Origin of the sequence: Kitasatospora sp. NPDC050543 (assembly GCF_044457565.1) — a bacterium.
In the GTDB taxonomy this organism is placed as follows: Bacteria; Actinomycetota; Actinomycetes; order Streptomycetales; family Streptomycetaceae; genus Kitasatospora.
In genome coordinates, this window is the sequence record NZ_JBITGZ010000017.1 from 40294 (window position 1) to 64570 (window position 24277).

General features: G+C 73.9%; 23 protein-coding genes and 1 pseudogene. 10 read left to right on the forward strand and 14 right to left on the reverse strand.

Going from position 1 to position 24277, the window contains the following annotated elements:
* Positions 1-163: 163 nt before the first annotated feature.
* The 4 genes from ACIBH3_RS21375 to ACIBH3_RS21390 form a co-directional block, all read right to left on the reverse strand.
* Positions 164-325, reverse strand: coding sequence for a hypothetical protein (locus ACIBH3_RS21375; RefSeq protein ID WP_396313607.1), 162 nt, complete (start codon positions 323-325; stop codon positions 164-166).
* A 212-nt stretch (positions 326-537) separates the two neighbouring features.
* A complete protein-coding gene (locus ACIBH3_RS21380) occupies positions 538-1740 on the reverse strand; it encodes a cytochrome P450 (protein ID WP_396313703.1) in 1203 nt (400 codons plus the stop codon).
* Positions 1741-1765: 25 nt separating this feature from the next.
* The gene (locus tag ACIBH3_RS21385; protein WP_396313608.1) at positions 1766-1990 is read right to left on the reverse strand and encodes a ferredoxin; all 225 of its coding nucleotides are present in this window, start codon (positions 1988-1990) and stop codon (positions 1766-1768) included.
* Between the two features lie 290 nt (positions 1991-2280).
* The gene (locus tag ACIBH3_RS21390) at positions 2281-3831 is read right to left on the reverse strand and encodes an ATP-dependent DNA ligase (RefSeq protein ID WP_396313609.1); all 1551 of its coding nucleotides are present in this window, start codon (positions 3829-3831) and stop codon (positions 2281-2283) included.
* A 191-nt stretch (positions 3832-4022) separates the two neighbouring features.
* On the opposite strand from ACIBH3_RS21390, the gene ACIBH3_RS21395 reads away from it, so the two are divergent.
* Complete coding sequence (locus ACIBH3_RS21395) at positions 4023-5000, forward strand: CAP domain-containing protein (protein ID WP_396313610.1); 978 nt, start codon at positions 4023-4025, stop codon at positions 4998-5000.
* Between the two features lie 367 nt (positions 5001-5367).
* Complete coding sequence (locus ACIBH3_RS21400) at positions 5368-6891, forward strand: sigma-70 family RNA polymerase sigma factor (RefSeq protein WP_396313611.1); 1524 nt, start codon at positions 5368-5370, stop codon at positions 6889-6891.
* Positions 6892-6979: 88 nt separating this feature from the next.
* Here the strand turns inward: ACIBH3_RS21400 and ACIBH3_RS21405 are convergent, their stop codons facing one another.
* The 5 genes from ACIBH3_RS21405 to ACIBH3_RS21425 all read right to left on the reverse strand — a co-directional run bounded on the left by ACIBH3_RS21405 (position 6980) and on the right by ACIBH3_RS21425 (position 10627).
* Complete coding sequence (locus tag ACIBH3_RS21405; RefSeq protein WP_396313612.1) at positions 6980-7186, reverse strand: hypothetical protein; 207 nt, start codon at positions 7184-7186, stop codon at positions 6980-6982.
* Positions 7183-7584: a hypothetical protein gene (locus tag ACIBH3_RS21410; RefSeq protein WP_396313613.1), complete on the reverse strand. Its 402-nt coding sequence runs from the start codon at positions 7582-7584 to the stop codon at positions 7183-7185. The genes ACIBH3_RS21405 and ACIBH3_RS21410 overlap by 4 nt, the downstream gene beginning before the upstream one ends.
* Before the next feature lie 197 nt (positions 7585-7781).
* Complete coding sequence (locus ACIBH3_RS21415; RefSeq protein WP_396313614.1) at positions 7782-8378, reverse strand: HAAS signaling domain-containing protein; 597 nt, start codon at positions 8376-8378, stop codon at positions 7782-7784.
* On the reverse strand, positions 8375-8743 hold the full coding sequence (locus tag ACIBH3_RS21420; RefSeq protein WP_396313615.1) for a PadR family transcriptional regulator: 369 nt from the start codon (positions 8741-8743) through the stop codon (positions 8375-8377). Before ACIBH3_RS21420 ends, ACIBH3_RS21415 begins: the two co-directional genes overlap by 4 nt.
* 363 nt (positions 8744-9106) lie before the next feature.
* Positions 9107-10627 carry a M1 family metallopeptidase gene (locus ACIBH3_RS21425; protein ID WP_396313616.1) on the reverse strand — a complete coding sequence of 507 codons (1521 nt, stop codon included), beginning with the start codon at positions 10625-10627 and terminating at the stop codon, positions 9107-9109.
* A gap of 390 nt (positions 10628-11017) precedes the next feature.
* Between ACIBH3_RS21425 and ACIBH3_RS21430 the strand changes: the two are divergent.
* Positions 11018-11248, forward strand: a pseudogene (locus ACIBH3_RS21430) (MFS transporter); the annotation flags it as partial.
* An 89-nt stretch (positions 11249-11337) separates the two neighbouring features.
* Here ACIBH3_RS21430 and ACIBH3_RS21435 read toward each other — a convergent pair.
* Positions 11338-12447: a sugar ABC transporter substrate-binding protein gene (locus tag ACIBH3_RS21435; protein ID WP_396313617.1), complete on the reverse strand. Its 1110-nt coding sequence runs from the start codon at positions 12445-12447 to the stop codon at positions 11338-11340.
* A gap of 460 nt (positions 12448-12907) precedes the next feature.
* On the opposite strand from ACIBH3_RS21435, the gene ACIBH3_RS21440 reads away from it, so the two are divergent.
* Positions 12908-13822 (forward strand): ABC transporter substrate-binding protein, encoded by a 915-nt coding sequence (locus ACIBH3_RS21440; RefSeq protein ID WP_396313618.1) that lies wholly within the window; start codon positions 12908-12910, stop codon positions 13820-13822.
* Positions 13823-13932: 110 nt separating this feature from the next.
* Here the strand turns inward: ACIBH3_RS21440 and ACIBH3_RS21445 are convergent, their stop codons facing one another.
* Positions 13933-14307: an RNA-binding S4 domain-containing protein gene (locus ACIBH3_RS21445; protein WP_396313619.1), complete on the reverse strand. Its 375-nt coding sequence runs from the start codon at positions 14305-14307 to the stop codon at positions 13933-13935.
* A gap of 100 nt (positions 14308-14407) precedes the next feature.
* Positions 14408-14833, reverse strand: coding sequence for a YchJ family protein (locus tag ACIBH3_RS21450; RefSeq protein WP_396313620.1), 426 nt, complete (start codon positions 14831-14833; stop codon positions 14408-14410).
* A gap of 167 nt (positions 14834-15000) precedes the next feature.
* Here ACIBH3_RS21450 and ACIBH3_RS21455 point away from each other — a divergent pair, with 167 nt between their 5' ends.
* From ACIBH3_RS21455 to ACIBH3_RS21480, 6 genes are all read left to right on the forward strand, one after another.
* Positions 15001-15975 (forward strand): polysaccharide deacetylase family protein, encoded by a 975-nt coding sequence (locus ACIBH3_RS21455; RefSeq protein WP_396313621.1) that lies wholly within the window; start codon positions 15001-15003, stop codon positions 15973-15975.
* A gap of 100 nt (positions 15976-16075) precedes the next feature.
* Positions 16076-17281 carry an aminotransferase class V-fold PLP-dependent enzyme gene (locus tag ACIBH3_RS21460; RefSeq protein WP_396313622.1) on the forward strand — a complete coding sequence of 402 codons (1206 nt, stop codon included), beginning with the start codon at positions 16076-16078 and terminating at the stop codon, positions 17279-17281.
* Positions 17282-17528: 247 nt separating this feature from the next.
* Positions 17529-17819 (forward strand): hypothetical protein, encoded by a 291-nt coding sequence (locus tag ACIBH3_RS21465; RefSeq protein WP_396313623.1) that lies wholly within the window; start codon positions 17529-17531, stop codon positions 17817-17819.
* A gap of 420 nt (positions 17820-18239) precedes the next feature.
* Entirely contained in the window at positions 18240-19631 is a 1392-nt protein-coding gene (locus tag ACIBH3_RS21470) for an NAD(P)/FAD-dependent oxidoreductase (protein ID WP_396313624.1), read from the forward strand.
* A 239-nt stretch (positions 19632-19870) separates the two neighbouring features.
* Complete coding sequence (locus tag ACIBH3_RS21475) at positions 19871-20710, forward strand: pentapeptide repeat-containing protein (RefSeq protein WP_396313625.1); 840 nt, start codon at positions 19871-19873, stop codon at positions 20708-20710.
* Between the two features lie 215 nt (positions 20711-20925).
* Positions 20926-22263, forward strand: a complete 1338-nt coding sequence (locus ACIBH3_RS21480) for an MFS transporter (protein ID WP_396313626.1) — start codon at positions 20926-20928, stop codon at positions 22261-22263.
* A 95-nt stretch (positions 22264-22358) separates the two neighbouring features.
* Here ACIBH3_RS21480 and ACIBH3_RS21485 read toward each other — a convergent pair whose 3' ends face one another.
* Both ACIBH3_RS21485 and ACIBH3_RS21490 read right to left on the reverse strand, forming a co-directional pair.
* Positions 22359-22880 (reverse strand): DUF4232 domain-containing protein, encoded by a 522-nt coding sequence (locus ACIBH3_RS21485; protein ID WP_396313627.1) that lies wholly within the window; start codon positions 22878-22880, stop codon positions 22359-22361.
* Positions 22881-23154: 274 nt separating this feature from the next.
* Positions 23155-23472 (reverse strand): hypothetical protein, encoded by a 318-nt coding sequence (locus tag ACIBH3_RS21490; RefSeq protein ID WP_396313628.1) that lies wholly within the window; start codon positions 23470-23472, stop codon positions 23155-23157.
* Positions 23473-24277: the final 805 nt, after the last annotated feature.

Here is a 24277-nt window from a genome sequence, read left to right on the forward strand (position 1 = left end):
CCGGACGAAGAGGCGGTGCCGGAGTACGACGTCGGGTGGTGAGGTGCCCGGGTGCGGCCCGACGCGGGCAGCAGCGACCGCGGCGCCGGCAGTTCGCCGCCGCCGTCTGCCGCCGCCGTTCGCCGCGTTCGCCGCCCGACGGGTCGGTGGGGCCCGGTCCGGGTCAGACCGGGGTCTCCGCGTCCTCGAAGGTGTCGCCCTCGGCCTGCGAGGTGTCCTGCGCGTGCAGGTTCTGCATCGAGGTGATGCCCTCCTCAGGGTCGGCCGCCCGGACGTCCTCGTCCTGCTCGCCGCTCACCTGCGACCGTGCGCTGATGTCCGACATCGTGGCTCCGTCTCCTCGGCCGGCCTCGGCGCGCCACCGTTCCGGGCGCGTCGCCGGGCCGGCGCCGTCGCGTCTCCCCTCCAGCGTGCCTCCGGCCCGCCGCCACGGCCATCGCAGACGGGAAGCCGGTCGGGCGGGGGCCGGTCCCGCCCGACGCGGCCACCGGAGTCACCGGCTCGACGAAGTCACCCGCCTCGATGAAGTCACCGGAGTCACCAGGCGACCGGCAGCGACTCCATCCCGTAGACGATCGTGTCGGCTCGGTACACCAGCTCCTCCTCCGGCACGGCCAGGCGCAGCCCGGGCAGTCGGCGGAACAGGGTCTCCAGGGCGATCTGCAGCTCGGCGCGCGCCAAGGGCTGGCCGAGGCACTGGTGGACGCCGAAGCCGAAGGCCAGATGCCGCCGGGCGTCGCGCCGCAGGTCCAGTTCCTCGGCCGGGCCGAACACGTCCTCGTCCCGGTTGGCGGTGGAGAGCATGCAGATCACCCCGTCCCCGGCCCGGAGCGGGGTGCCCGCGATCTCGACGTCCTCGGTGGCCACCCGGGGCAGGCCCGAGTGGACGATGGTCAGGTAGCGCAGCAGCTCCTCCACCGCGCCCCGCGCCAGCTGGGGATCGGCCCGCAGCAGCGCCGCCTGCTCCGGCCGGCGCAGCAGGGCCGCAGTGGAGAGCGCCGTCATGTTGGCGGTGGTCTCGTGCCCGGCGACCAGCAGTAGCAGACCCATCACCGCCCCCTCCCGCAGGGTCAGGTCGTCCCGGGCGGCGAGCCGGCTGAGGATGTCCTCCTCGGGGTGCCGGCGCTTGTGTTCGGCGAGCTCGGTCAGGTAGCTGATCAGGCTCTCCTGCGCGGCCGCGACCTCGGCCTCGGTGACCCGGTTGTCGAGCAGGATGCGGCTCTGGGCCTGGAACAGCTCGTGGTCCTCGTACGGCACGCCGAGCAGCAGGCAGATGACGAGGGACGGGACGGGCAGGGCGAACTCCGTCACCAGGTCCGCGGGCCCGGGTCGTCCGGTCATCCGGTCGATGGTCTCGTCCACGATCCGCTGGATGTCGGGGCGCAGCGCCTCCACCCGCTTCACCAGGAAGTCCTTGGTGACCATCCGCCGCAGCCGGGCGTGCTCGGGGTCGTCCATCCGGATGAAGCTGGGGTTGGCGGTGGCCACCTCGCGTCGTCCGGGCGTGAGGAAGGGGAAGCCCGGGTTGCTCGCGTCGGCGCTGAAGCGCTGGTCGGCGAGGATGGCCCGGACCTCGTGATGTCCGGTCACCAGCCAGCACTGCGAGCCGTCCAGGAGTAGCGCCCGGGTGATGGTGTGCTCCCGGCGTGCGGCCTGGTACGGCGGGGGCGGGTCGAACGGGCAGCCGCCGTGGCTTGCGGGGAGGAGGAGGGCGGGGGCGGTGGGTACGGTCGTCAAGATGAGGTCTCCTTCCGGGGTGCGGCGCTCAGTCGGCGGCGGCGCCGGTGCCGCGCGGGGGCTCCACGACGGAGATGGCGCCGCCGGGGCAGAGCGCGGCGGCGAGCCGGACGTCGGCGAACCGGGTGGGGGAGGGGCTGACCTGACGCAGCCTCACCAGGCCGTCCTCGTCGCTCTGGTCGAAGACCTCGGGCGCGGTCAGGACGCACTGGCCCGAGCTGCAACAGCGGTCCTGATCGATGGTCACCTGCATGCCGGAACTCCTCCGTGGCGCGACGGCGGGTCGATCGGCCCGCCGTGGACTCAACCTAACCCGGGGCTGTGTCGCATACGAAGGGTGATGCGCCGGTCCCTGCCAGATTGGCCGATTCGAGCCGTACGGCAGGCCCGTGAAGGCTCGCGAAGTCCCGTGAAGGCCCGTGCGGGCTGGTGCAGGCTCGTGCGGACCTGCGGGTGGGCCGGCGCAGGGCCTTGCGCCGGCTGTGCCGAGCCCGCGCTGGTCGCGCCCCGCCGTCGCGCGCCCCGCTCACCCGGGTGCGCTGCTCACAGGCCCTCCGCCGCCGCCAACTCCCGTACGGTGGCGACGGTGTCGGCCTCTCCGGGCCCCTTGTCCTCCCGGTAGCGCAGCACCCGGGCGAAGCGCAGGGTCAGCCCGGCGGGGTAGCGCGGGCTGCGCTGGAGGCCGTCGAAGGCGATCTCGACGACGAGTTCCGGCCGTACTCGAACCGTGTACGCGTCCCGCTCGACCTCGCGGGCCAGCAACTGGTCGGTCTGCCAGGCCAGCAGCTCGTCCGTCAGCCCCTTGAAGGTCTTGCCGAGCATCACCCAGGGCCCCAGTCCGCTCCCGCCGCCGCCCCTCGCCCCCAGGTGCAGATTGCTGAGGTAGCCGCGTCGGCGCCCGCTGCCCCACTCCGCCGCGAGTACCACCAGATCGAGGGTGTGCCGGGGCTTGACCTTGATCCAGCCGGCCCCGCGTCGCCCGGCGGCGTAGCGGGCAGCCGGGTCCTTGACCATCACACCCTCGTGCCCGTGCGCCAGCGTCGCCCGGAAGAACTCCTGGGCCGCGGCCAGGTCGCAGGTCTCGGTCCGGGGCACCCGCAGGCCGGCCGGTACGGCCCGCTCCAGCGCCGTCCAGCGCCGGGAGGCCGGCAGGTCGACCAGATCCTCGCCGTCCCGGTGCAGCAGGTCGAAGAAGAAGGCCCGCAGCGGTACCTCGGCCCGCAGCCGCTCCGGGGCCTGGCGGGAGGCGGTACGTGCGGCGGTCACCTGGAACGGCCGTGGGCGCCCGTCCGGGCCCAGCGCGATCGCCTCCCCGTCCAGTACGGCCGATCGCAGCGGCAGCGAGCGGGCGGCCTCGACCACCTCGGGTACCCGTGCGGTGATGTCGTCCAGGCTGCGGGTGAACACCCCGACCCGGTCGCCGTCCCGGTGGACCTGGACCCGGATGCCGTCCAGCTTCCACTCCAGCGCCGCCGGTGTGCCGGCGCCGATCCGCTCCAACGCGGTGGCCACGTCCGGCGCCGAGGCGGCCAGCATCGGCCGGACCGGGCGGCCCACCTCCAGGCCGAAGGCGCTCAGCGCCGGCGCGCCGCCGCTCAGTGCCGCCTCGGCCACCACACGGGCCGAGCCACGGAACATCAGTGCCCGCCGGACGGCCGCCACCGGCACCTCGGCGGCCTGTGCGACGGCCTCGGCCATCACCGCGTCCAGCGCGCCCTGGCGCAGCTCGCCGACCAGCACCGCCCGCAGGAACTCCTGCTCCGGCGCGGTCGCCCGGCCGAACAGCCCGTCCAGCAGCCGGCGGCGTTCGGCCTGTGAGCCGGCGCCGTGCACGGCGGCGACCCGCACCAGCACCTCCTCGGTTTCCCGCACACCCAGCGCGGGCTGCGGTGCCGGCGCGGGCAACGCGCGCAGCGCGGCCGGCCCCACCCCGATCCGCAGCCGCTGCGACTCCCCGGACAGCAGCGCCACGGCGGCCGGTACCTCCTCCGGCCCCAGGGCGCGCAGACACTCCGCCAGCAGCGTGGTCTTGGCCTTGCGGCCGGGCTCGACGGCCACGGCGCGTGAGGTCAGGGCGAGCTGCTGGAGCAACACGGTGGCCTCCTGTCCGGTGACGGTGGGCTCCGTCCAGGATGAGCCCTCGGACTGCCGCGGGCATCCCGTTCGGCCGGTTCCGCAGCACTCCTTCGCACTCGTTCCGAGGATTTCTGTTATCCCCACGCCCGCCCCGGATCTCCTGTGTGGCGGCCGGACAACAGCGGCCCGTGAACAGGAAGGGTTTCCTCATGCACAGCGATGCCGAGACGACCGTGCTCCCGGTGACCGCGCCACCGACCGGCCGTGCGGCCCACCGTCGCGCCGGCGGCAGCATCTCCAGCACGGGCCGCCGGCGGCGCAGGCGGCGCCGGGTCAACCCGGTGCTGGTGGTCGCCATGGCCGGGACGGCGGTCGTTGGTGCGGCCACCGGCTGGTACGCGGCCTCGGTGTCCGGGGGTGACGACGCCGGAGCGACGCAGCCCGTCGCGCTCCGCGCCGAGTACGGGCCGATGGGCGCCCTGGACCAGCCCGCCCCGGCCACCGGCTCGCCGTCGTCGAACCTCTCCGCCGCGCCGGCGTCCGCCTCCGCCTCCCCGTCCGACTCCGCCTCGTCCTCGGCCACCGCCGAGCCGACCCCGTCGGCCACACCGCCCGGCGCGTCGGGCTCGCCGTCGGCCGCGAGCGAGTCGCCCGCCGCGGGCACGCCCGGCACGCGGGATGCGACGTCCACCCCGTCGGCCGGTTCCGCCCCCACCAGCACCCGGCCGTCCGGTACGCCCGCGGCCCCCCGCTCCAGTGCCGCCGTGCCCTCGCAGCCCGGGGGCATGGCCACCGGCACCGCCGCGCAGTACGCCCAGCAGGTCGCCGATCTGGTCAACGAGCAGCGCTCACAGAACGGTTGCCCCGCGGTCACGGTCGACGCCAAGCTCCAGACCGCCGCCCAGGGCCACAGCGACGACATGGCCGCCCGGCACTACTTCGAGCACGCGAGCCCGGAGGGCGCCCACGCGGACAGCCGGATCACCGCGGCCGGGTACCGGTGGAGCAGCTGGGGCGAGAACATCGCCATGGGCCAGAAGGACCCCGCGGCGGTGATGGACGCCTGGATGCACAGCCCCGGCCACCGTGCCAACATCCTCAACTGCTCCTTCACCCAGCTCGGCGTCGGGGTGAAGCTCGGTACCGGCGGCTCGTGGTGGACGCAGAACTTCGCCTCCCCGTCCTGATCCGTCGCCCCGCCCCTCCCGCTGCCCGGCTCTTCCCCCGCTGCCAGGCCATCCCGCTCACCGAACCGCGCTCACCGAACCGCTGTGCTCGCCGAACCGTCTCGCTGCCTTGAACAACCCACCGCCTTGGCCGCCCCGCTGCCTCAACCACCCCACTGCCTCAACCACCACGTACCCCGAACCAACCTGCCGCCGGAACCGTCCGCTGCCCGAACCGTCCCACTGCGAACCATCCCCGCACCGCACCGCCGAACCGGACCCCCGCGAAGTCCGGTTCGACGAAAGTGTGTGAGTTGTTGTTATCTGGGCCGTTCCCGACGGTCTCCAAGAAGCAGGGGAAGACTGGTCCGGGCAGACGAGAAGGTTGATGCACGTGCACAGCAGGAGTGGGACGACACTGGTGGTCGCAGCTCAGGCGGGCGACCGGCAGGCCAGGGAAACACTGGTGGCCGACTGGCTGCCGCTCGTCTACAACGTCGCCGGTCGGGCGCTCGACGGTCACCACGACGTCGACGACGTGGCCCAGGAGACGATGATCCGTGTCATCGAGGGCCTGGACGGTCTGCGCGACCCCGGGGCGTTCCGGTCCTGGCTGGTCGCGATCACTCTCAACCAGGTCCGCCGCCGCTACGCCGGACAGCAGCAGAGCCCCGTCGTCGGAGGTCTGGACGAGACGTGGGAGGTCGCCGACCCCCGCGCCGACTTCGTCGACCTCACCATCCTGAGCCTGGGCCTGTCCGGGCAGCGCCGCGAGGTCGCGGAGGCCACCCGCTGGCTCGACGAGAGCGACCGCTCCCTGCTCGCACTCTGGTGGCTGGAGGCGAGCGGTGAACTCACCAGGCCCGAACTCGCCGAAGCCCTCGGGCTGACGCTCCCGCATGCCGCCGTGCGCGTCCAGCGGATGAAGAAGCAGCTGGAGGCGGGCCGGGTGGTGGTCCGGGCGCTGGCCGCGTACCCCAGCTGTGCCGAGCTCTCGGAGCTCACCGCGGGCTGGGACGGACGCCCGGAACCGGTGTGGCGCAAGCGAATAGCGCGCCACATCCGGGGCTGCGCCAGGTGCGACGGGTACGGGCGGGACCTCTTCCCCGCCGAGGGGCTGCTGGCCGGCCTCGCGATGCTGCCGCTCCCGCCCCGGCTCGCCTCGCCGCTGCCGACCGGCGCGCAGTCGGCCGCCCACGCGGCGGGCAGCACGCCCGGCGCCCCGCACTCGCTGCTACGGCCGCGCGTCGCGGTGGCCGCAGGCGCGGCGGCGGTGCTGGCCGTAGCGACGCTGGCGATGCTGTGGCCCGACTCCGAGGCCCCGCACGCCGAACCGGCCGGCCCCAGCACGGCTCCGGTCTCGGCCCCGGAGCTGGTGGCGGCCACCCCGGTCGCCGCGCCCTCCACCGAACCGGCCACCGCGACGCCGTCGGCCACGCCCACACCGGAGGCGCCCGCGTCGCCCACCGCCACACCCACCCCGACGCCGACCCCCACGCCGTCGGCGACCCCGACCCGGGAGACCCCCACACCGGAACGCCAGCTGATGGACCTGATCAACGCCGAACGGGCGAAGGTCGGTTGTGCGCCGCTGCGGATCGACCCGCGGCTGCACACCGCCGCGCAGAAGCAGTCCGAGGACATGGTGGCGCGCAACTTCTACGACCACACCAACCCGGACGGAGTCCGCCCCGACGGCCGGATCACCGCGGCGGGCTACCGCTGGAGCGCGTGGGGCGAGAACCTCGACCGGGGGCCGAGCTCCCCGGCGGTCGTCCTCAAGCAGTGGATGGACAACGGCATCCACCAGACCAACATGCTCGACTGCGCCTACCGGGACGCCGGCGTGGGCGTCGCCCCGCAGGGGCAGAACGGCCTCGCCTGGACCCTGGACCTGGGCGTCCCGCGCTGACCAGCGTCCGAGCCGAGGGACAGCACCCGGCGACCGGCCGACGGGAGGAGGCGGCCACCCGGCCGGCGGGCGCGCCGCCCCATAGGCCTCAGCGCGCCGGAGTCGACGCCGGGCCGTCGCCCTCCACCACGTGCTGGGCGTTGTCCATCGCGGTGCTGACGGCGCCGTCGGCCTTCAGCGGCCCGGCCTCGCCGAGACCGCCGTCCGGCCAATCCGCGTGCGCGGCGGGGGCGGTGAGGGAGGCGACGACACCGATGGCAAGGGACGCGACGGCGAGCAGGCTGCGCTTCTTCATGCCCCTACCAACGAGGGCGGACGCCGGAGGTCACGCCCCGGGAGCAGCAGACCCGCCAGCGACAGCGCCCCCCAGCCGACCGAGACGGCCACGGCCATCACCCGGCGATCGCGCCCGGGCAGCGTGCGCCCCAGCAGCGCCGCATCGCCGAGGTCCGCGGCAACCCGGAGCACGGCGGCCGTCCGCAACGCCGGGCCGTCCGGTGCCAGGGCCATGGCCAGTCCGGACGCGGCGTCCCGCCAGCCGACCGGGCGCAGCGACACCGCCGTGGCAGGTGCGGTCCGCCCATCCGCGTCGACCAGCCCGGACGGTCCGGCGAGCAGGCCGGGCCGCAGCGTGACGGCCAGCCCGTACACGGCGGTGGCCGCACCGGTGACCCTGAGCAGACCCACGTGCACGGTTCCATTCCCTCCGTCGGCGGGGGCAGGCCGGCGCCCACGCGGGGTCGGCCGCTCTCCCGGCCCATTCCACACCGCGCGCCGGCCGTCGGCCGCCCGGACACGCTCCTTCCGCCACGCCTCGGAGCAGTTGGCCAGGGTCATGTCGCGGACCGCGCCCGGTGCTCCCGGTGGCTCAGGCGGCTGGGCGGCAGGCGTTACCCGACCTGTCGGCGCAGTCGTGCGGCTGACCGGCCGAGCCGTACGGCCGCAGCCACCGGGATGGTCATCGCCGCCAGGAGGGCGGCCATCACGGTGGTCGGCGCCAGCTGGCCGAGTGCCAGGGAGAGGACGACGGCGAAGACCGGGACGGTGACGGTCGGGGAGAGCACCAGCAGCGTCGCCTGCTGCTTCTCCCGTCGTACCCACTGGGGGGACTTCCACAGCCGTACGAGCGCCGCGATGGTGGCCGGCAGGGTGAGGAGCGGGCCGATCACGGGGATGAGCGCGGCCGGCAGCGCCACGACGATCAGGCCGAGGGTGATCGAGGTGTGCCCGCTGCTGTCCGGTACGGGGTGGTCGCCGGGTTCCTCGGCCAGGGCGGCTGCCGTGATCTCTCCGGGGCTTCCCAGCTGGTCCAGGACCCGACGCACATCGCTCTCGTCGAAGCTGCCGGAGTCCGCCAGCGCCACTTCGACGTGCTCGCGCAGATCCGCCAGCAGCTCCTGGCGGCGGAGGTCGGGAAGCGCTGCGGCCCGTTCCTCGACGGAGGACAGGAAGGCCCGCACGAGGGGGTGGTCAAGGGTGTCGTTCATGTCGTCTCTCCAGGGGTGAGGAAGTGGTCGACGGCGTCGCGGAAGGAGGGCCAGCTCGCGGTGAACTCCTCCAGCGCGCTCCGGCCGGCGGCGGTCAGCGTGTAGTACCTGCGCGGCGGCCCGCTCTCGGATTCCTGCAGGTGGGTGTCGGCGAGTCCGGTCCGCCGCAGACGGGACAGCAGGGGGTAGATCGTGCCCTGGCTGGTTGCCATGACCTCCACCCGCGCGAGCTCCGCCAGCAGCTCCACCCCGTACCGGGGGCCGTCCCGCAGCAGCGCCAGGACGCAGTACTCCAGCACCCCCTTCCGGAGCTGACTCGCCACTCGGCCGTCCGCCCCCGGGATGCTTGCATTGCCATCTACCATGCAAAGCAAGCTACCACGCCGGCGCTGACCTCGCCCAGGGCCGGGGCCGGAGTCGTGTCGTCGTGGCGGGGGAGGACGGGCGGGGGAGGACGGGCGGAGACGCTCCGGCGGACCTCCTGCCGGGCGTGGGTTCCGCCGCCCGGCCGGGGTGGTCTGACCGCCGTGGTGGGCGCCGGGCGCGGGGTGGACGGCCCGCACACCGGGCGGGATCGTGCCGGGCGGCGTGCGGGCCGTGCGGACCACGATGGCGGTGCTGCGGTGGTGGGGGCACCGGCGCAGGGGCGGCGCGCCGGTGCATCCGGCGGGCGCCCGTGGGGCGGAGGGTGGTCGGAGTCGGGATCGGAGCCGGGCGCCGGCGCGGGATCAGAGGGTGGCGCTGGCCTCGCCGGTGGCGCCGCTGCCGCGGGCGGAGGTCGCCGGGGACGCGGTGGGCGGGGTGACGGTCCAGTCCGGGTGGTTGGGCATGGGCGGGGTCCGGTCGCCGTAGAGCCAGTCGGTGAGGAACGGGCCGAGGTCCTGTCCGGAGACCTCCGAGGCCGTCCTGACGTATTCCTGGGAGCCGGCGCTGCCGCCCCGGTGGCGGCGCAGGTACTCGTGCTCGATCCGGTCGAAGACGGCCTCGCCGACCTTCTCGCGCAGCGCGTACAGGGTGAGTACGCCGCCCAGGTAGCGCTGGCTGTCGAAGAGGTTGTCGGCGTTCGGGGCGGCCACCGGGCCGCAGTCGTGGCGCCACTGGTCGCCCCTGGCGTAGGTGTCCTTCATCCGGGCCTCCAGCGAGGTGTACCCGAGCGAGTCCGGCCAGCCGCGCTCGTAGCGGTAGATCAGCCCGTACAGGTCGGCGTGGCCCTCGTTGAGCCAGAGGTCCGCCCAGCTGCTCGGGGTGACGCTGTCGCCGAACCAGGAGTGGACCAGCTCGTGCATCATGTGCGAGCCGATCATGGGCTCGGGCTGGAGCAGGAAGCTCGGCTTGTAGAGGGTCAGGGTCTGGGTCTCCAGGCCGGTGAAGTCGAAGGCCGCCGGGTCGTCGGTGTCGGCCGGCATCAGCCCGTACATCTCGAAGGGGAAGTCGCCGAGCCGCTGCTCGATCCACTCCAGCTGCCCGGGGATGAGCGCCAGCGCGGGCGCCAGGGCGGCGGCCCGCGTGGTGGGGACGACATCGCGCAGCGGCAGCCCGCCGGGCCCCCGGCGTTCCTGCACGGTGTAGCTGCCGACCGAGACCTGGACGAGTTCGGTGGCCATCGGCTCGCGGGAGTCGTAGCGGCGGGTGGTCTGCCCGCCGCGCCGCTCGGTGGCGCCCAGCGAGCCGTTGGCGACCCCGAGGACGGCGTCCGGCGCGGTGACGTGGATGGTGAACCGCGCCGTGTCGCTCGGGTGGTCGTTGCAGGGGAAGACGGTGTGCGCGCCGTCGGGCTGGCCGGCGATGGCGAAGCCGTCCGCGGTGGGCACCCAGGCGCTGTGCGTCCGCGCGGCCCGCGGGTCGACGGTGTAGCGCACCGTCACCGTCATCACGGCGCCGCGCGCGATCGCCCGGCGCGGGGTGACCAGCAGCTTCTCGTCGTGGGTGCGGAAGGCGGCCGGCTTCCCGTCGACCCGCACCTCCCGGACGTCCAGTCCGAGGGCGTCGAGCTCGAAGCCGCCGAGCCGTCGCAGGCTGCGCGCGGTCATCCGGGTGGTCGCCCGCACGGTGCGGCTGTCGCCCTGGTACGCGAAGTCGAGGTCGTAGCGCAGGGCGTCGTACCCGCCGTTGCCGAGGGTGGGGTACACCGGGTCGCCCGGGCCGGCGGGAACACCCGGCGGCGGGAGCGCTCCGGCGGGGCTCGCGGAGCACCAGAGGGTCGCCAGGACGAGGGCCGCCGCGGGAACGAGACGGGGGATGCGCGACATGACCACCAGTGCTTTCGAACGGGCCGGGAGGGGCGGTGGGCGTAACCGGCCTGAACGTAGTGGATGGTGACGGTGTGACGGGTACGGCCGTGCGCGCCGGGAGCGGCCCGGGGAAGCCGCTCGGCCGGGCGGGGCGGGCGGTTCGGCGCGGGGGCGGGTCAGCCGAACGGGCCAATCGGCTCGCGCCCTGCGTGCGGCCGCCATAGCCTCGGAAGTGCCTCGACCCCTGACGGTCGGGGCCACGGCCGTCGGAGAACCTGGCCAGGTCCGGCGGCCGTCCCCATGCCCGCAGTCCGGCGCCACGTCGTACGCCCACGTCGTACGCCCACACCGTACGTCCGCCGCCTCACCGCACCGGAGCAGTGCGCACGCGGCGGTGGGCCGGTCTCCCGGCCGGTGGTCGACTACCTCGGCATCGCGCTGGTCGGGGTTGGGGCGAGCGCGCTGATCCTGGCGACCGGCTGGGGCGGCAACGAGTACGCCTGGACCTCACCGGTGATCATCGGGCTGTTCGCCACCGGCGTGCTGGCGCTCGGGCTGTTCTGCCCGGTGGAGACGCGGGCGGCCGAGCCGATGCGGCCGATGCGGCTGTCCCGCGACCCGGTGTTCCGGGTCTGCTCGCCACCATCTCGGGCTGACGCCGCCCGGCTCGTGCGAGCCGGGCGGCGTACGGCATGGCGGGGGCTGCTCGGCTGTGATCCCGGCCGGGGCTACTTGACGGTGATCCCGGCCGTGTTGCAGGCCTCGGCGTACTGCTCGTTGCAGATCTCGGCCGCCTTGTAGAGGCCGCCGCCGATCACGGTGACGGCGACCTTCGCCTTGGTCACCACGATCGGGGTGAGCAGGATGGACGGGATCCGCATACCGTTGCTGTTGGTCACCGCGCTGGCGACCGAGGTGACGTCGAGTCCCTTCAGCACGTAGACCGCGATATTGGCGGCGGCGTCCGCCTCCGGCTTGTACGGCTTGTAGATGGTGTACGCCTGCTCGCCGGAGAGCACCCGCCGCACGGCGTCGATGGAGGCGTCCTGGCCGCCGACGGGGATGTTCTTCAGACCGGCGGCCTTGAGGGTGTCGATCACGGAGGCGGCCATGCCGTCGTTGGCGGCGTAGACCGCCTGGATGTTGTCCTTGCCGAGGTTGCGGATCGCCTCGTTGGTCTGCTGCGCGGCGATGGCGGGCTTCCACTCGCCCCACTTCTCGTAGCCGATCGACTTGACCTTGCCGTCCAGCGTGTTGTGCGCGCCGGCCTTGAAGGAGACCGCGTTGGGGTCCGTCTCCGAGCCGTTGATCATGACGATCTGGGCGCCGGCGGCCTTGGGGCCGAGCGCGTCGAGCAGGGCCTGGCCCTGTAGCTGACCGGTGCGCTCGTTGTCGAAGGACACGTAGGCGGCGACGTTGCCGGCGGCCAGCCGGTCGTACGCGATCACCTTGGTGCCCTGGCGGCTGGCGTCCTCGATCCACGGTGCGGTGATCTTGGAGTTGACCGGGTCGAGCACGATCACCTTGACGCCCTTGGCGAGCAGCGCGTCGAACTGCCGCTTCTGCTTGGCCTCGTCGCCGTCCGCGTTGGCGTAGTCCACGGTGCACTTGGTGCACAGGCCGGCCACCGAGCTCTCGATCATCGGCTTGTCGAAGGCCTCGTACCGGGTCGACGACGCGTTCTCGGGCAGCAGCAGCCCGATCGTCTGGTTGCCGCTGGCGGCGGCCTTGCCGCTGTCGTCCTGGCCGCAGGCCGTCAGGCCCAGGGACAGCGTCAGTGCGAGTGCCAGCGGCACTGCGGCCGTGCCCGTGGTGGTGCGACGCGTCACGACGTTCATGGTGGGTGGTGCCTCCTGACCTCGGCCGCGGCGTTACGGCCGGGAGGGAGTCAATCTGGCCCATCGACTTGACGTCAAGAAATAAAGCGGTGGAGCGGAAATGGTGCCCAAGTCGTTATGGAATTGAATCCGTGTGGCGTCATTGGTGCTACGGGTGGGGGAGCTATCGACAAGTGTTCAATGCTTTGAGCCCAACAGCCTTCAACGGTAAGCGGGTTGTGACGCAGGGAGGCCCCGCCGAATGCCGACGGCCGGGGCCGGGGGCGGGGCTGTCGGAGGGGGATGAAAGGATTCGGTTTCCGTCGCCGGGCGACGGACCTCTCAGCCGATCGGCCTTGCCCCCATCCCGCGGCGGCCGTCAGGGCAACGGGACGAGGTCCGTCCTTTGCGTACCCCAGCAACTCCGGTGGCGAGGTTCTCCCGTCTTCCTCTTCCCTCCCTCAGGAAGCCTGACCTCACCATGCACGTCAACCTCACCCTTGCCCGCACTGTCGCAGCCATCGGCGCGGGTGCCCTGCTCCTCACCGGCTGCGGCAGCGGCACCGTCACCGCCACCCCCGGCAGCCCCGCCGACCTGCGCGCCCGCGTGCCCAAGGCGTTCAAGAACGCCGGTGTCCTCAAGATCGGCTCGGACCTCAACTACGCGCCGGTGGACTTCCGCGGCCAGAACGCGGAGCCGGCCGGGCTGGACCCGGAACTCGCCGCCGCGCTCGGGAACCTGCTCGGCCTGCGGGTCGAGTTCGTCGACATGCCCTTCGAGAAGCTGATCCCGGCCCTCCAGGCCAAGCAGATCGACCTGGTGATGGCCGCCGTCATCGACACCCAGCAGCGCCAGCGCGGCGTCGACGACAACGGCCAGCAGGTCAACCCCGGTGTGGACTTCGTCGACTACTACGTCACCGGCACCTCGCTCCTGGTGCAGGCCGGCAACCCGCTGGGCATCACCACGCTCGACGGGCTCTGCGGGCACACCATCGCGATGCAGCGGGGCACCATCCAGGCGGAGATGGCCCAGCGCCAGACCGTCGCCTGCGGGCGGGCGGCGAAGCCGCTGACGATCCACCTGCGCGACACCGACGCCCAGGCGCTCGCGGAGATGGCGGCCGGTACCGCCGTCGCCGACCTCGTCGACTACCCGGTGGCCGAGTACAACCTCCACTCGCAGCAGTGGGCGGGCAGGTTCGCGGTGGCCGGCAGCCAGCACCAGGTGGGGCCGTACGGGATCACGGTGGACAAGGGCAACGGGGGTCTGCGCGACGCGCTGGCCAAGGCCCTGGACGTGCTGATCCGCAACGGCGAGTACGGGAAGATCCTCGCCAAGTGGAACCTCCAGGCCGGGGCGATCCAGAGTGCGGTGATCAACAGCGGCCTGTGACCGCGGATCGGCTCCGCGCCCCGGGAGGCCGGTGACCCGGCGTTTCGGGGGGCGTCCTTCGCTGCCCGTGCCTGCGCCCCGCCGGGCCGGATCCGGTGGGGCGCAGGCGCTCAGCGGGCGCGCAGGCGTTCGGTATCGCGGCGCTCGCGCTTGGTGGGGCGCCCGGCGCCGCGGTCCCGCTCGGCGACCGTGACGATCTCCTCGCGCGGCGGTGGCGGCGGACTGTGGTCGAGGAAGCACTCGGCCGCGGCCGGCGCGCCGACCCGCTTGCGCACCAGGCGGGTGACCACCACGATCCGCTCGCGCTCGCTCAGGCGTACCCGGACCTCGTCACCGGGCCGCAGCGCCTGGGCGGGCTTGACGCGTTCGCCGTTGACCCGCACATGGCCGGCGCGGCAGGCGGCGGCGGCCAGCGCGCGGGTCCCGGTGAGCCGCACGGACCAGATCCAGCTGTCGACGCGTACCGTTCCCTCGTCCGAAGTCATGTGATCCTCTCGGGTGGTGCGGCTGGGTTTCGTCGGGCCGGCCCTCGGGGGCCGGGCCTGGGGGGTTGGGCTTTCCGGGCCCGGGGGCCTCGGGGCCGGGTCAGCCGGCGGGGATCGCCTCGCGGTAGACCCAGGCTCCCCCGTGGCGGACGAAGTGACTGTGCTCCTCCATGGCGCCCGGGCGTCCGTGCTCGGTGTAGTGGGCGCGGAAGGTCACGGTGCCCTCGGCGTGGAACGGCCCGCCGTCGGAGGTGTCCAGGACCTCCAGCCGGACCCAGCGCAGTTCCGGGTCGAAGTCGACCTCCCGGGGGCGGGTGTCCGGGTGCCAGGTCCGCAGCAGGTACGCCTCGTCGTGGCGGGCGAAGGCACTGAAGCGGGAGCGCATCAGCTGCTCGGCGGTCCCGGCCGTCGCCGGGCCGAGGTGCAGCCGCCCGCAGCATTCGGTGTACGCGGCCGGGAGCCCGCACGGGCAGGATGCGGTGGGGGAGGGGGCGTCGGGGGCGGGCTTCACACGTCGTCGGGACATGCCCCCATTGTCCCCGCTCCGGGGCTCGCTCCCGCCCACGGGCCCGTACCCACGGGCCCGTGGCCCGCCCCGTGTCTCGTGACCGCCCTGGCCCGCGCGATGCCGCCCAGGGCCGGGTGGGTGACCACGGGATTGCCCGGGGGAGGGCGCGGGGGATCAGTGAACCCATGCCTCATTCCTATGATTATCGGCCCGAAGGGGGCCTGGGCCCCAGGGCCTGGACGGCGGCCGTCCTCTGTCTCCTCGCGGCTGCGGCCGGTTGTGGCGCCCCGGCGCGGCCGGCGGACGGCGGGGCCGCGCCCTCCTCGGCGGCCGCCACCGTCGTCGAGGAGGGCGGGCAGCGGCCGGCGGTCGTGCCGATCGTCCGGCCGGGCCGGGCCGGGCAGGAGGAGGACGGCGCGGTCGCCGCGGGGGCGCGCAGGGAGGAGGCGGTGCGCAGCCGACTGGAGGCCGTCCGGGGCTGGGGGCTCGAAGCACTGCCGCTCTCCGCGCCCCGGCCGCCGCAGGCCAGGCCGGAGCTGACACCCGTTCAGGGGGTCTCGCTGCACGAGGGGCTGCCGCCGGTCGTCGCCCGGGTGCCCACCGACGATCAGGTGGTCTTCCTGACGGTGGACGACGGTGTCGAGAAGGACCCGCAGTTCGCGCGGATGGCCGGCGCGCTCGGCGTACCGTTCAGCGCCTTCCTCGCCGACCGCATGGCCCGCTCGGACTACGCGTACTTCCGCGAGCTGGCGGCGCAGGGCCACGCCGTGCACAACCACACGCTGACCCATCCCGACCTCAAGCTGCTCGGCTACGAGCAGCAGCGCCAGGAGATCTGCGGCCAGCAGGACCAGCTCGAACGCGAGCTGGGCACCCGCCCCAGGCTGTTCCGGCCCCCGTACGGCGAGTACGACGACACCACACTGCGGGCCGCGGGCTCCTGCGGCATAGAGGCCGTCCCGCTGTGGAACGAGGAGGCCTTCCCCGACCACATGGAGTACCGCTACGCCGACCAGCGGCTGCATCCGGGCGACATCATCCTCACCCACTTCCGGGGCACGGACCTGTGGAACGGCACCATGCCGCAGATGCTCCGCGAGGTGCTGGACACCGTGACGGCTCAGGGCTTCGCCCTGGCGCGACTGGAGGACTACCTCTAGCGGCTTCGTACGGACCGGGCCGGTGGATGCGGGTGTCCCGATGGGGGCGCCCCCTTCGCCGCGTGGGAGCCCGCCATTAGGACGGCTGGTGAAATGTCACATGACATATGAAGGGGGCGGTATGGACGCGAGCGGGGCACCGGCCCCCCTGCCCGGCACGGACGGGCTGTTCACCCTGGACCCGGCGGCGGCGCATCTCAACCACGGGTCGTACGGCGCCGTGCCCGCCCCGGTCGCCGTGCCCGCCCCGGTCCAGCAGCTCCAGCGCCGGCTCCGGACCGAGCAGGAGCGCGACCCCGACGGCTTCTTCGCCGACCTGCCCGAGCGGGTCGCCACCGCTCGGTCGGCCGTCGCCGCCGAACTGGGCGCCGATCCGGGCAGGCTGGCGTTGCTGGGCAACGTCACCGAGGGCGTCGCGGTCGCCCTCGACAGCATCGCGCTCGCGGCGGGAGACCGGATCCTGGTCACCGACCACGGGTACGGCGCCGTCACCCGGGCGGTGCTCCGCCGCGCAGCGGAGCGCGGCGCCGCCGTGGACACCGTCCGGCTGCCACTGGACACCCCGGACGAGGACGCCGTCCGGGACACCGTCCTCGCCGGGGTGACCGGGCGCACCACGGGGGCCGTGCTCGACCTGGTGACCTCGCCCACCGCCCGCCGGATCGCCGCCCCCGCGCTGATCACCGCCCTGCGCGAACGCGGGGTGATCACCGTGGTCGACGCCGCGCACGCACCCGGCATGCTGCCCGCGCCGGTCGACGCCCGGGCCGACTTCTGGCTCGGCAACCTGCACAAGTGGGCCTTCGCCCCGCGCGCCGCCGCCGTGCTCGCCGTCTCCCCGCAGTGGCCCGCGCGGATCCGTCCGCTCGCCGTCTCCTGGGAGCACGACCGGGGCTTCCCCGCCAACGTCGAGTGGCGCGGCACCTTCGACTACACGCCGTGGCTGGCGGCCCCGGCCGGCCTCGACCTGCTGCGCCGGCTCGACCCCGGGCGGGTGCGCCGCCACAACGAGCGGCTGGCCGGGTACGGGCGGGACGTGCTGGCCGAGCGGGCCGGACTGCGTCCGCTGGCGGCCGCCGAGGGCGTGTCGATGCGCGCGCTGCGACTGCCGCCCGGGTGCGGCGAGAGCGACGAGGACGCGCGGGCGGTGATGGCGCGGGTGTGGCACCGGCTGGCCACCCGGATCGTGGTGCGCCCCTGGCCGGGCGGCGGGGTCCTGCGGGTCAGCGCGCAGCTGTACAACCGGCCGCACGAGTACGAACGGCTGGCCGTGGGTCTGGCGGAGCCGCTCCGGGAGTTTCGCTGACGGTCGGTGGCCATGGCTCCGCGCCGCCCGGGTCGGGCCGGACCCCCGCACGCGGGGGAACGGGGCGGGAGCTTGCCGGGCCGGACGCCCGGGAGACGTGCCCGGGCCCGGCCCGGGGGCACGGACGGGACGGGCTGCCCGTGCCCCCGGGACCCCGGGCGCCGGATGCTCGGAGGACGGGCCCGCCTCCGTGGCCCGCACCACCGGGTGGCCCCGGCTGCCCCGGCGGTGAAGGAATGAGGCCCGCATGTACGCGCACTGGGGAGTATTCACCAAGAACGACACCCTCGTTGACTGTCTCGGGCTGGCGCAGACCGCCCTGGAGGAGCGGGGTTTCCGGATCTGGGACCCCGCGAACGGCGGCGGCTACCAGGTGATCGGCGGCATCGACGCCGTGATCGCCACCATCGTCTGCGTCCCGCAGAGCCCGCAGCAGACCTGGCTGACCGTCAGCGCCTACTCCGACGACTCGGCCCTCGCCGAGCGGACCAGGAACGAGGTACGCACCTTCATCGTCGACTCGATCCGGATCGACTGATCCGGCCGTCGACGTACCCGTGGACGCGCGGTCGGCGTTGCTCCGCCCCCGTCGGTGTTGACCCGTTCCGTCGGCCGCGCCGCCCGCGAGCCCCGTCGGACAGCGGGAATGCGGCGTCCGACTAGCGCCGGACGCCGCACCGCGAAGGCCGCGGAGTGGACGGGTCAACGCCGATGAGCACACGGAGAGGGACAGCTGCTCCACCACCAGGCTGTCACCCGGCCCGCGTAGCCCGGGCACCCGAGGGGACACGCCGCCGACCGGTGCGACCGGCCCGACACCCGCGTAGCCCGGGGCGCCCGAACCTGACACGTTGAGCGTTGTCGGGTCTTCACCGGCCCCAGTAGCGTCCGCGCACGGGCGGTGGCGAGCGGAGCCGCCGGCCGGACCGGCAGCGGCCACACGAACGGCAGGGGCACCATGGGCACCGTCAACGGCGGGATCTCCTTCTGGTACGCGCAGAGCGGCGTCCCCGAACCGCGCGAGCCGCTGCCCGGTGACACCACGGCCGACGTGTGCATCGTCGGCGGCGGCTACACCGGCCTGTGGACCGCGTACTACCTGAAGAAGGCGGCGCCCGCGCTGCGGATCACGGTGCTGGAGCAGCGGTTCTGCGGCTACGGCGGGTCGGGCCGCAACGGCGGCTGGCTCTACAACGGGATCGCCGGGCGGGAGCGGTACGCGGAACTGCACGGCCGCGAGGCTGCCGTCCGCCTCCAGGAGGCGATGAACGACACCGTCGACGAGGTGGTCCGCGTCGCGGCGGTGGAGCGCATCGACGCCGACATCCACCACGGCGGCGTGCTGCGGGTCGCGTACTGCCCGGCCCAACTCGGGCGGCTGCGCGCGGCGCACCGGGCCGAGACGGCCTTCGGCGGGCAGGATCTGCGGCTGCTGGACGCCGAGGAGTCGGCCCGGCGGATCCGGGTGGCCGGCACGCTCGGCGGCCTGTGGAACCCGCACGGCGCCGGTATCCACCCCGTCAAGCTGCTCCAGGGCCTGGCGCGGGTGGTGGAGGATCTCGGCGTGGTGCTCCACGAGTCGACGCCCGTGACCGAGATCCGGCCTCGCCGGGTGCTCACTCCCCACGGCAGTGTCCGCGCACCGTACGTGTTGCGCTGCACCGAGGGCTTCACGGCCGCGCTCAGGGGACAGCGCCGGTCCTGGCTGCCGATGAACTCGTCCATGATCGCGACCGAGCCGCTGCCCCGGGAGATCTGGGACACCATCGGCTGGGAGGGCCGGGAGAACCTCGGAGACCTGGCCCACGCGTACATGTACGCCCAGCGCACCGCCGACGGCCGGATCGCGCTCGGCGGACGCGGGGTCCCGTACCGCTTCGCCTCGCGGACGGACAACGACGGGCGCACCCGGGCGGCGACCGTGCGGGCGCTGCGCGAGATCCTGGTCCGCTTCTTCCCCGCTACGGCCGGGGTGGCGATCGACCATGCCTGGTCCGGGGTGCTCGGGGTGCCGCGCGACTGGTGCGCGAGCGTGCAACTGGACCGGGCCAGCGGGCTCGGCTGGGCGGGCGGCTACGTCGGCAGCGGCGTCGCGACGGCGAACCTGGCTGCGCGCACGCTCCGCGACCTGGTGCAGCTCGACTCCGGCCAGGGGCGCGAGACCGCCCTCACCGTGCTGCCCTGGGTCGGCCACCGGGTCCGCCGCTGGGAGCCGGAGCCCCTGCGGTGGCTCGGCGTGCACGCCCTCTACGCGGCGTACCGTGGCGCGGATCGCCGCGAGCTGGCCGGTCGCGGTGCGGCCACCGACCCGGTCGCGCGGTTGGCGGACCGCATCTCGGGGCGTGGCTAGGGCGGCGGGCCCCGGCCCTCGCCCGTGGTGGGCGTGGCCGAACCGAGTGGACCGGGACGCCCGGAACGGGATCTACTAGGTCACCAGGCCAGTGGGCCCACCTCAGCGACCGGCCACTACACCCGGGAGCCGAGCCGGGAGCAAGGCCAACAGCAAGGCCGGCAGCAGAGCCGACAGCAGTGCCGAGAGACGAGCCCGCCGGGAGGCGGCGCTCGCAGAACAGCGGGAGAGCACGTACCTTGTCCGAGAAGCACGAACCGGTGATACCGCTCCCCGGCACTGCCGGCCTTGACCTGCTGGCCGACTGCGCGAACTGCTTCGGGCTGTGCTGCGTCGCGCTGCCGTTCGCCGCCTCCGCGGACTTCGCGGTCAACAAGGACGCCGGCAAGCCCTGCCGCAACCTCCAGTCGGACTTCCGCTGTGGCATCCACGGCCGGCTCCGCCAGCAGGGCTTCAAGGGCTGCACCGTCTACGACTGCTTCGGAGCGGGGCAGAAGGTCTCCCAGGTCACCTACGACGGCCAGGACTGGCGGCAGCACCCCGAGACCGCGCAGCAGATGTTCGAGGTCTTCCCCGTCATGCGCCAGCTCCAGGAGCTGCTCTGGTACCTCGCTCAGGCGCTGAGCCTGGCGGCGGCCAGCCCCGTCCATCAGGACCTCGCCCAGGCGCTGGAGCGGACGGAACTGCTCACCCGCGGCACTCCCGAGGCACTCACCGAGCTGGACGTGGCGGGGCTCAGGGGCGAGGTGAACGTCCTGCTGCTGCGCACCAGCGAGCTCGTCCGGGCCGGGGCCAAGCGGCAGAAGAAGGACCGCCGGGGAGCCGACCTGATCGGCGCCAAGCTCAAGGGCGCGGACCTGCGGGGAGCCAACCTGCGTGGGGCCTACCTCATCGGGGCCGACCTCCGGGGCGCCGACCTGCGGCTGGCTGACCTGATCGGCGCGGACTTCCGGGACGCCGATCTGCGGGGCGCCGACCTCACCGAGAGCATCTTCCTCACCCAGTTCCAGCTCAACGCGGCCAAGGGAGACGGCGAGACCGGGCTGCCGCCGGGGCTCACCCGCCCCTCGCACTGGTAGCACGCCGACGCGGCGGTGGCTCGCAAGCGGTGGCCGCACCGGGTGGATTCGAGACGAAGACCGACAGCCGAGACCGGCTGTCGGTCTTCGTCGTTCCGGCCCTGTCTCCGCTTCCAGTACTGAGTAAGTACTGAAAGTGAATTGTGCCTATTACGGCTTCCAGGTTAGAGTCCGTAATAGACGCTAGATGCTGAGGCTATTACCTAGGGGTGGACATGGCCGGCCTGACCCGCGCGCGGATCCCCGTGCCCGCACAACCCGTACAGCCCTCGCGGCCGATCCGGCCCGAACCCCTCTCCGCGCGCACAGGCACCTGGGCCCAGACCTCCCCGACCGGCCGGACGCTGCTGATCGCCGTCCTGCTGACCGGCCTGACCACCTTCATGTTCCTGCCGCTGCTGGCCGTCCGGCTCACCGCCCAAGGCATCCCCGCCGGCCGGACGGGCTTCCTGGTGGGGCTGCTGGCCTTCTCGGGCCAGGGCTTCTCGCTGGTGAGCGGCCTGTCGGTGGACCGCTTCGGTGCCCGGCGGATCATGACAGCCGGCTTCGTCCTGCGGACCGCCGGCTACCTGCTGCTCGGCCTCGGCCTGGGCGACACCACCCGGCCGGTGCCGCTGGTGGCCGGCATCGTCACCATCGGCGTCGGGGGTTCGCTGCTCGGCCTGTCGATCAAGACCTTGCTGGTGACGCAGCCCGGCATCGAGGCGCGCGCGATGCTCGCGCTGCGCTCCACCTTCGTCAACATCGGAGTCGTCGTCGGCCCGGCGCTCGGCGCGCTGGCGTACCCCTTCGGGTTCCGGTTGATCCTCTCGGCCTGCGTCCTCTCGCATGTGGTGCTCGGTGGCTGCCTGCTGCTCAGGCCGATCGAGGACAACGTGGCCCGGCCGCGCCCGGCTGCCGCAGCCCCGGCCTCGGCGGGCCGCAGCCGGCCGGGGCAGACCCCACCGGGTCGGACCCCGGCCGCCGAGCCCGTGGCCCGACCCTGGGCGCGCCGTCACTGGGCGACGTTCTTCCTGCTCGGCATCGCCTACTGGGCGATCTACAGCCAGCTCAACGTCGTCCTGCCGATCACCGCGCAGCGGATGACCGGCAGCGCCACGGCGATCTCGGTGGTCTTCACCGTCAACGGCGCCCTCGTGGTGCTGCTCCAGTACACCCTCCTGCGCCACGTCTTCCGCCGGACCACCGCCCGGACGCTGCTGGTGATCGGCTTCCTGGCCTTCGCCTGCGCCTACGCGGCGCTCGTCCCGCAGGCCGGCTGGTACTCGCTGCTGGCCTTCGTCCTGCCCGTCACCGTCGCGGAGATGCTGATCGGCCCGAGCCTCGACGAGCAGGCGGTCGAGGCGGCCTCCGCCCGCCGTACGGGCCTCGCGCTCGGCACGATGAGCATGGCCGGCGCCTGCGGCAGCCTCGTCGGCGCCGGACTGGGTGGTTGCCTGCTGGAGGCTCCCGGCGGGGGCGCCGCGGTCTGGCTGGTGATCATCGCGCTGTCGCTCGCCGCCGCCGCGTGCTGCTGCCTGCTGCCGCACGCCAGCGCCCGGCAGGCCGCCTGACGCCCGCCGGGCGCCACCGGGCGCACGGCCGGGGCGGGGAAGCTGCTACAGGTTCCGGTGGCGCAGCACCAGTGGAGCCCTCCCGGGGCGGGACCTCAGCGGGAGGGCCGGGACGGGGAGCCGGATGCGGGGCCGGACTCGACCGTCGGTACCGCCCACGCGCTCACCCCGAGCCTGCCGGTGTTGCCGAGGTCGAGATCGGCGGCCACGACCTGGCGGGGTTGCCCGTCGGGGAGAGTGATCTCGATGAACCTGCCCTCGGCGGCGGGCACGTCGGAGAGCGTCACCGTGTTCCGCCAGACCAGTCCCACCGTCGCCCGCTCCCCCGCCCGCAAGGTCACGGGCCTGGCGGGCGGGTCGAACTTCTCGATGGTGGCGATGCCCGCGGTGCCGTGGCCGATCTCGACCGCGAGCGGTCGGCGTGCCTTGTCGAGGACCCGGATCCGCGGGTAGCCGTTCAGTCGGTACGGCTCGGTGCCGCAGTTCACCAGCTCGACGGTCATCACCCGCAGGCCCATCGCGGCGTCCTCCGCCCCCACCCGCGTCAGGATGCCGGAGTCCCCGCACACCTGAGGCGGTGGGCCACCGGTGGCGCCGGTGCGGGGTGCGTCGGACACCGCCGTCGAAAGGGTCGAGGCCGAGAGCGGGAGCGAGGACGGCGCGGAGGCCCGGGGCGCGCCAGGGGCGGGCGCGGAGGCCGGTCCGGTCACGCTGGTCGAGCCGCAGGCGGTGAGCAGGGTCAGTAACCCGGTCACTACGAATGCCGAACCCGCGCGCCGGGGCGCCGTCCGGTCCGGCCTTGCCGTTGCAGAATGCATCCGTTCATCCTGGCACGCCCCGTGATCCAGCTGTCCGCCCGGCCGCCCGGCGCGGTCCGTCAGCGCACGTCCGTCAGCGCAGGTCCGTCAGGGCAGGCCGCGCCTGCCGAAGGCCGGGCGGGCCGAGTCGGGCCCGGGCGGGTTCCAGGATGTGGCAGCCGTGGTCCGCAAGCTGTTTGCGGATGCGGTCCGCTTCGCTGTCGTTCAGGCAGAAGACCCAGGCCCCGGGGATCAGGATCACCTGGAAGTGTCCCGCCACGGCGTGCTCCACCAGCCGTTCGAGCTGAGGCAGGGGGTCGGCCGAGCGGCAGCCGTTGTCGATGAACGGGACGGGCTCGGGAAGCCCGAGGCGTACGGCATGGCGGTCCAGCAGGGCGCGGTGCTCGCTCATCCGCCAGGTGTCCGCGGGGTAACAGCGGAGATAGGAGGCGGATCTCAGTCCGGTCGGATAAGGGGGGACGGTCCTCATTGGTGGCTCCTCGTGGAGCGGGGGCCGCCAGGGTACGGCCTCCGCAGCCTCCGTCCTCGCCTGCTCCCGATGGCACGTGGTGTGTGCGGGCCGGAGGGCGGGACGGAGGATGTGACGGCGCCGATCCGGGCTGTGCGGGGCAAGCGGTGCAGCGGTGCGTGCGGTGCGCGGATGTGCGAGCGCGTACGAGCCGCTTCGCCAGGGGGTGCCCGGGGCCCGCGCCGGCCGACGGGTCCGGGCCGCGAACGTTCGCGGCCTGCCGGTTGGCGGGGGTGGGGAGTGGGTACCCGATGTGAGGACGGGCCCGGATCCGGGCCGACGCCTTCACTCATGGCGTCTGGGCCGGGGCTGTCCGGGGCGGGGTGGGCCCGGGGCAGTGGCGACCGGCGAACGGTGGCGTCGAGCCGGGTGGGGTCGGGCGCCGGCCGGAGCCGGGATGCCACCGTTCTGCCACAGTGTGGCCCGAGCTCATGATCATTGTCTAGACCGGTCCGGGGAGTGAGCTGGTCAGCCCGTCGGGCACTCGGTGCCGCCCGTGCACAGAGCCGCTGCCTCCTGTCCGCCTGCCCTCCGTCCGGGGCCCTCGGTCTCACATCCCCCCGCCGACAGCAGCGGGGGCGGGGGGGGGGGGGCCCCCGGGCCCCCGGGGGGGGGGCCGCCCCGCCCCCGGGGGGGGGGCGCGGGGCGGGGGCGGGGGCGGGGGTGCCCGCCCCCCCCGGGAGGCCCA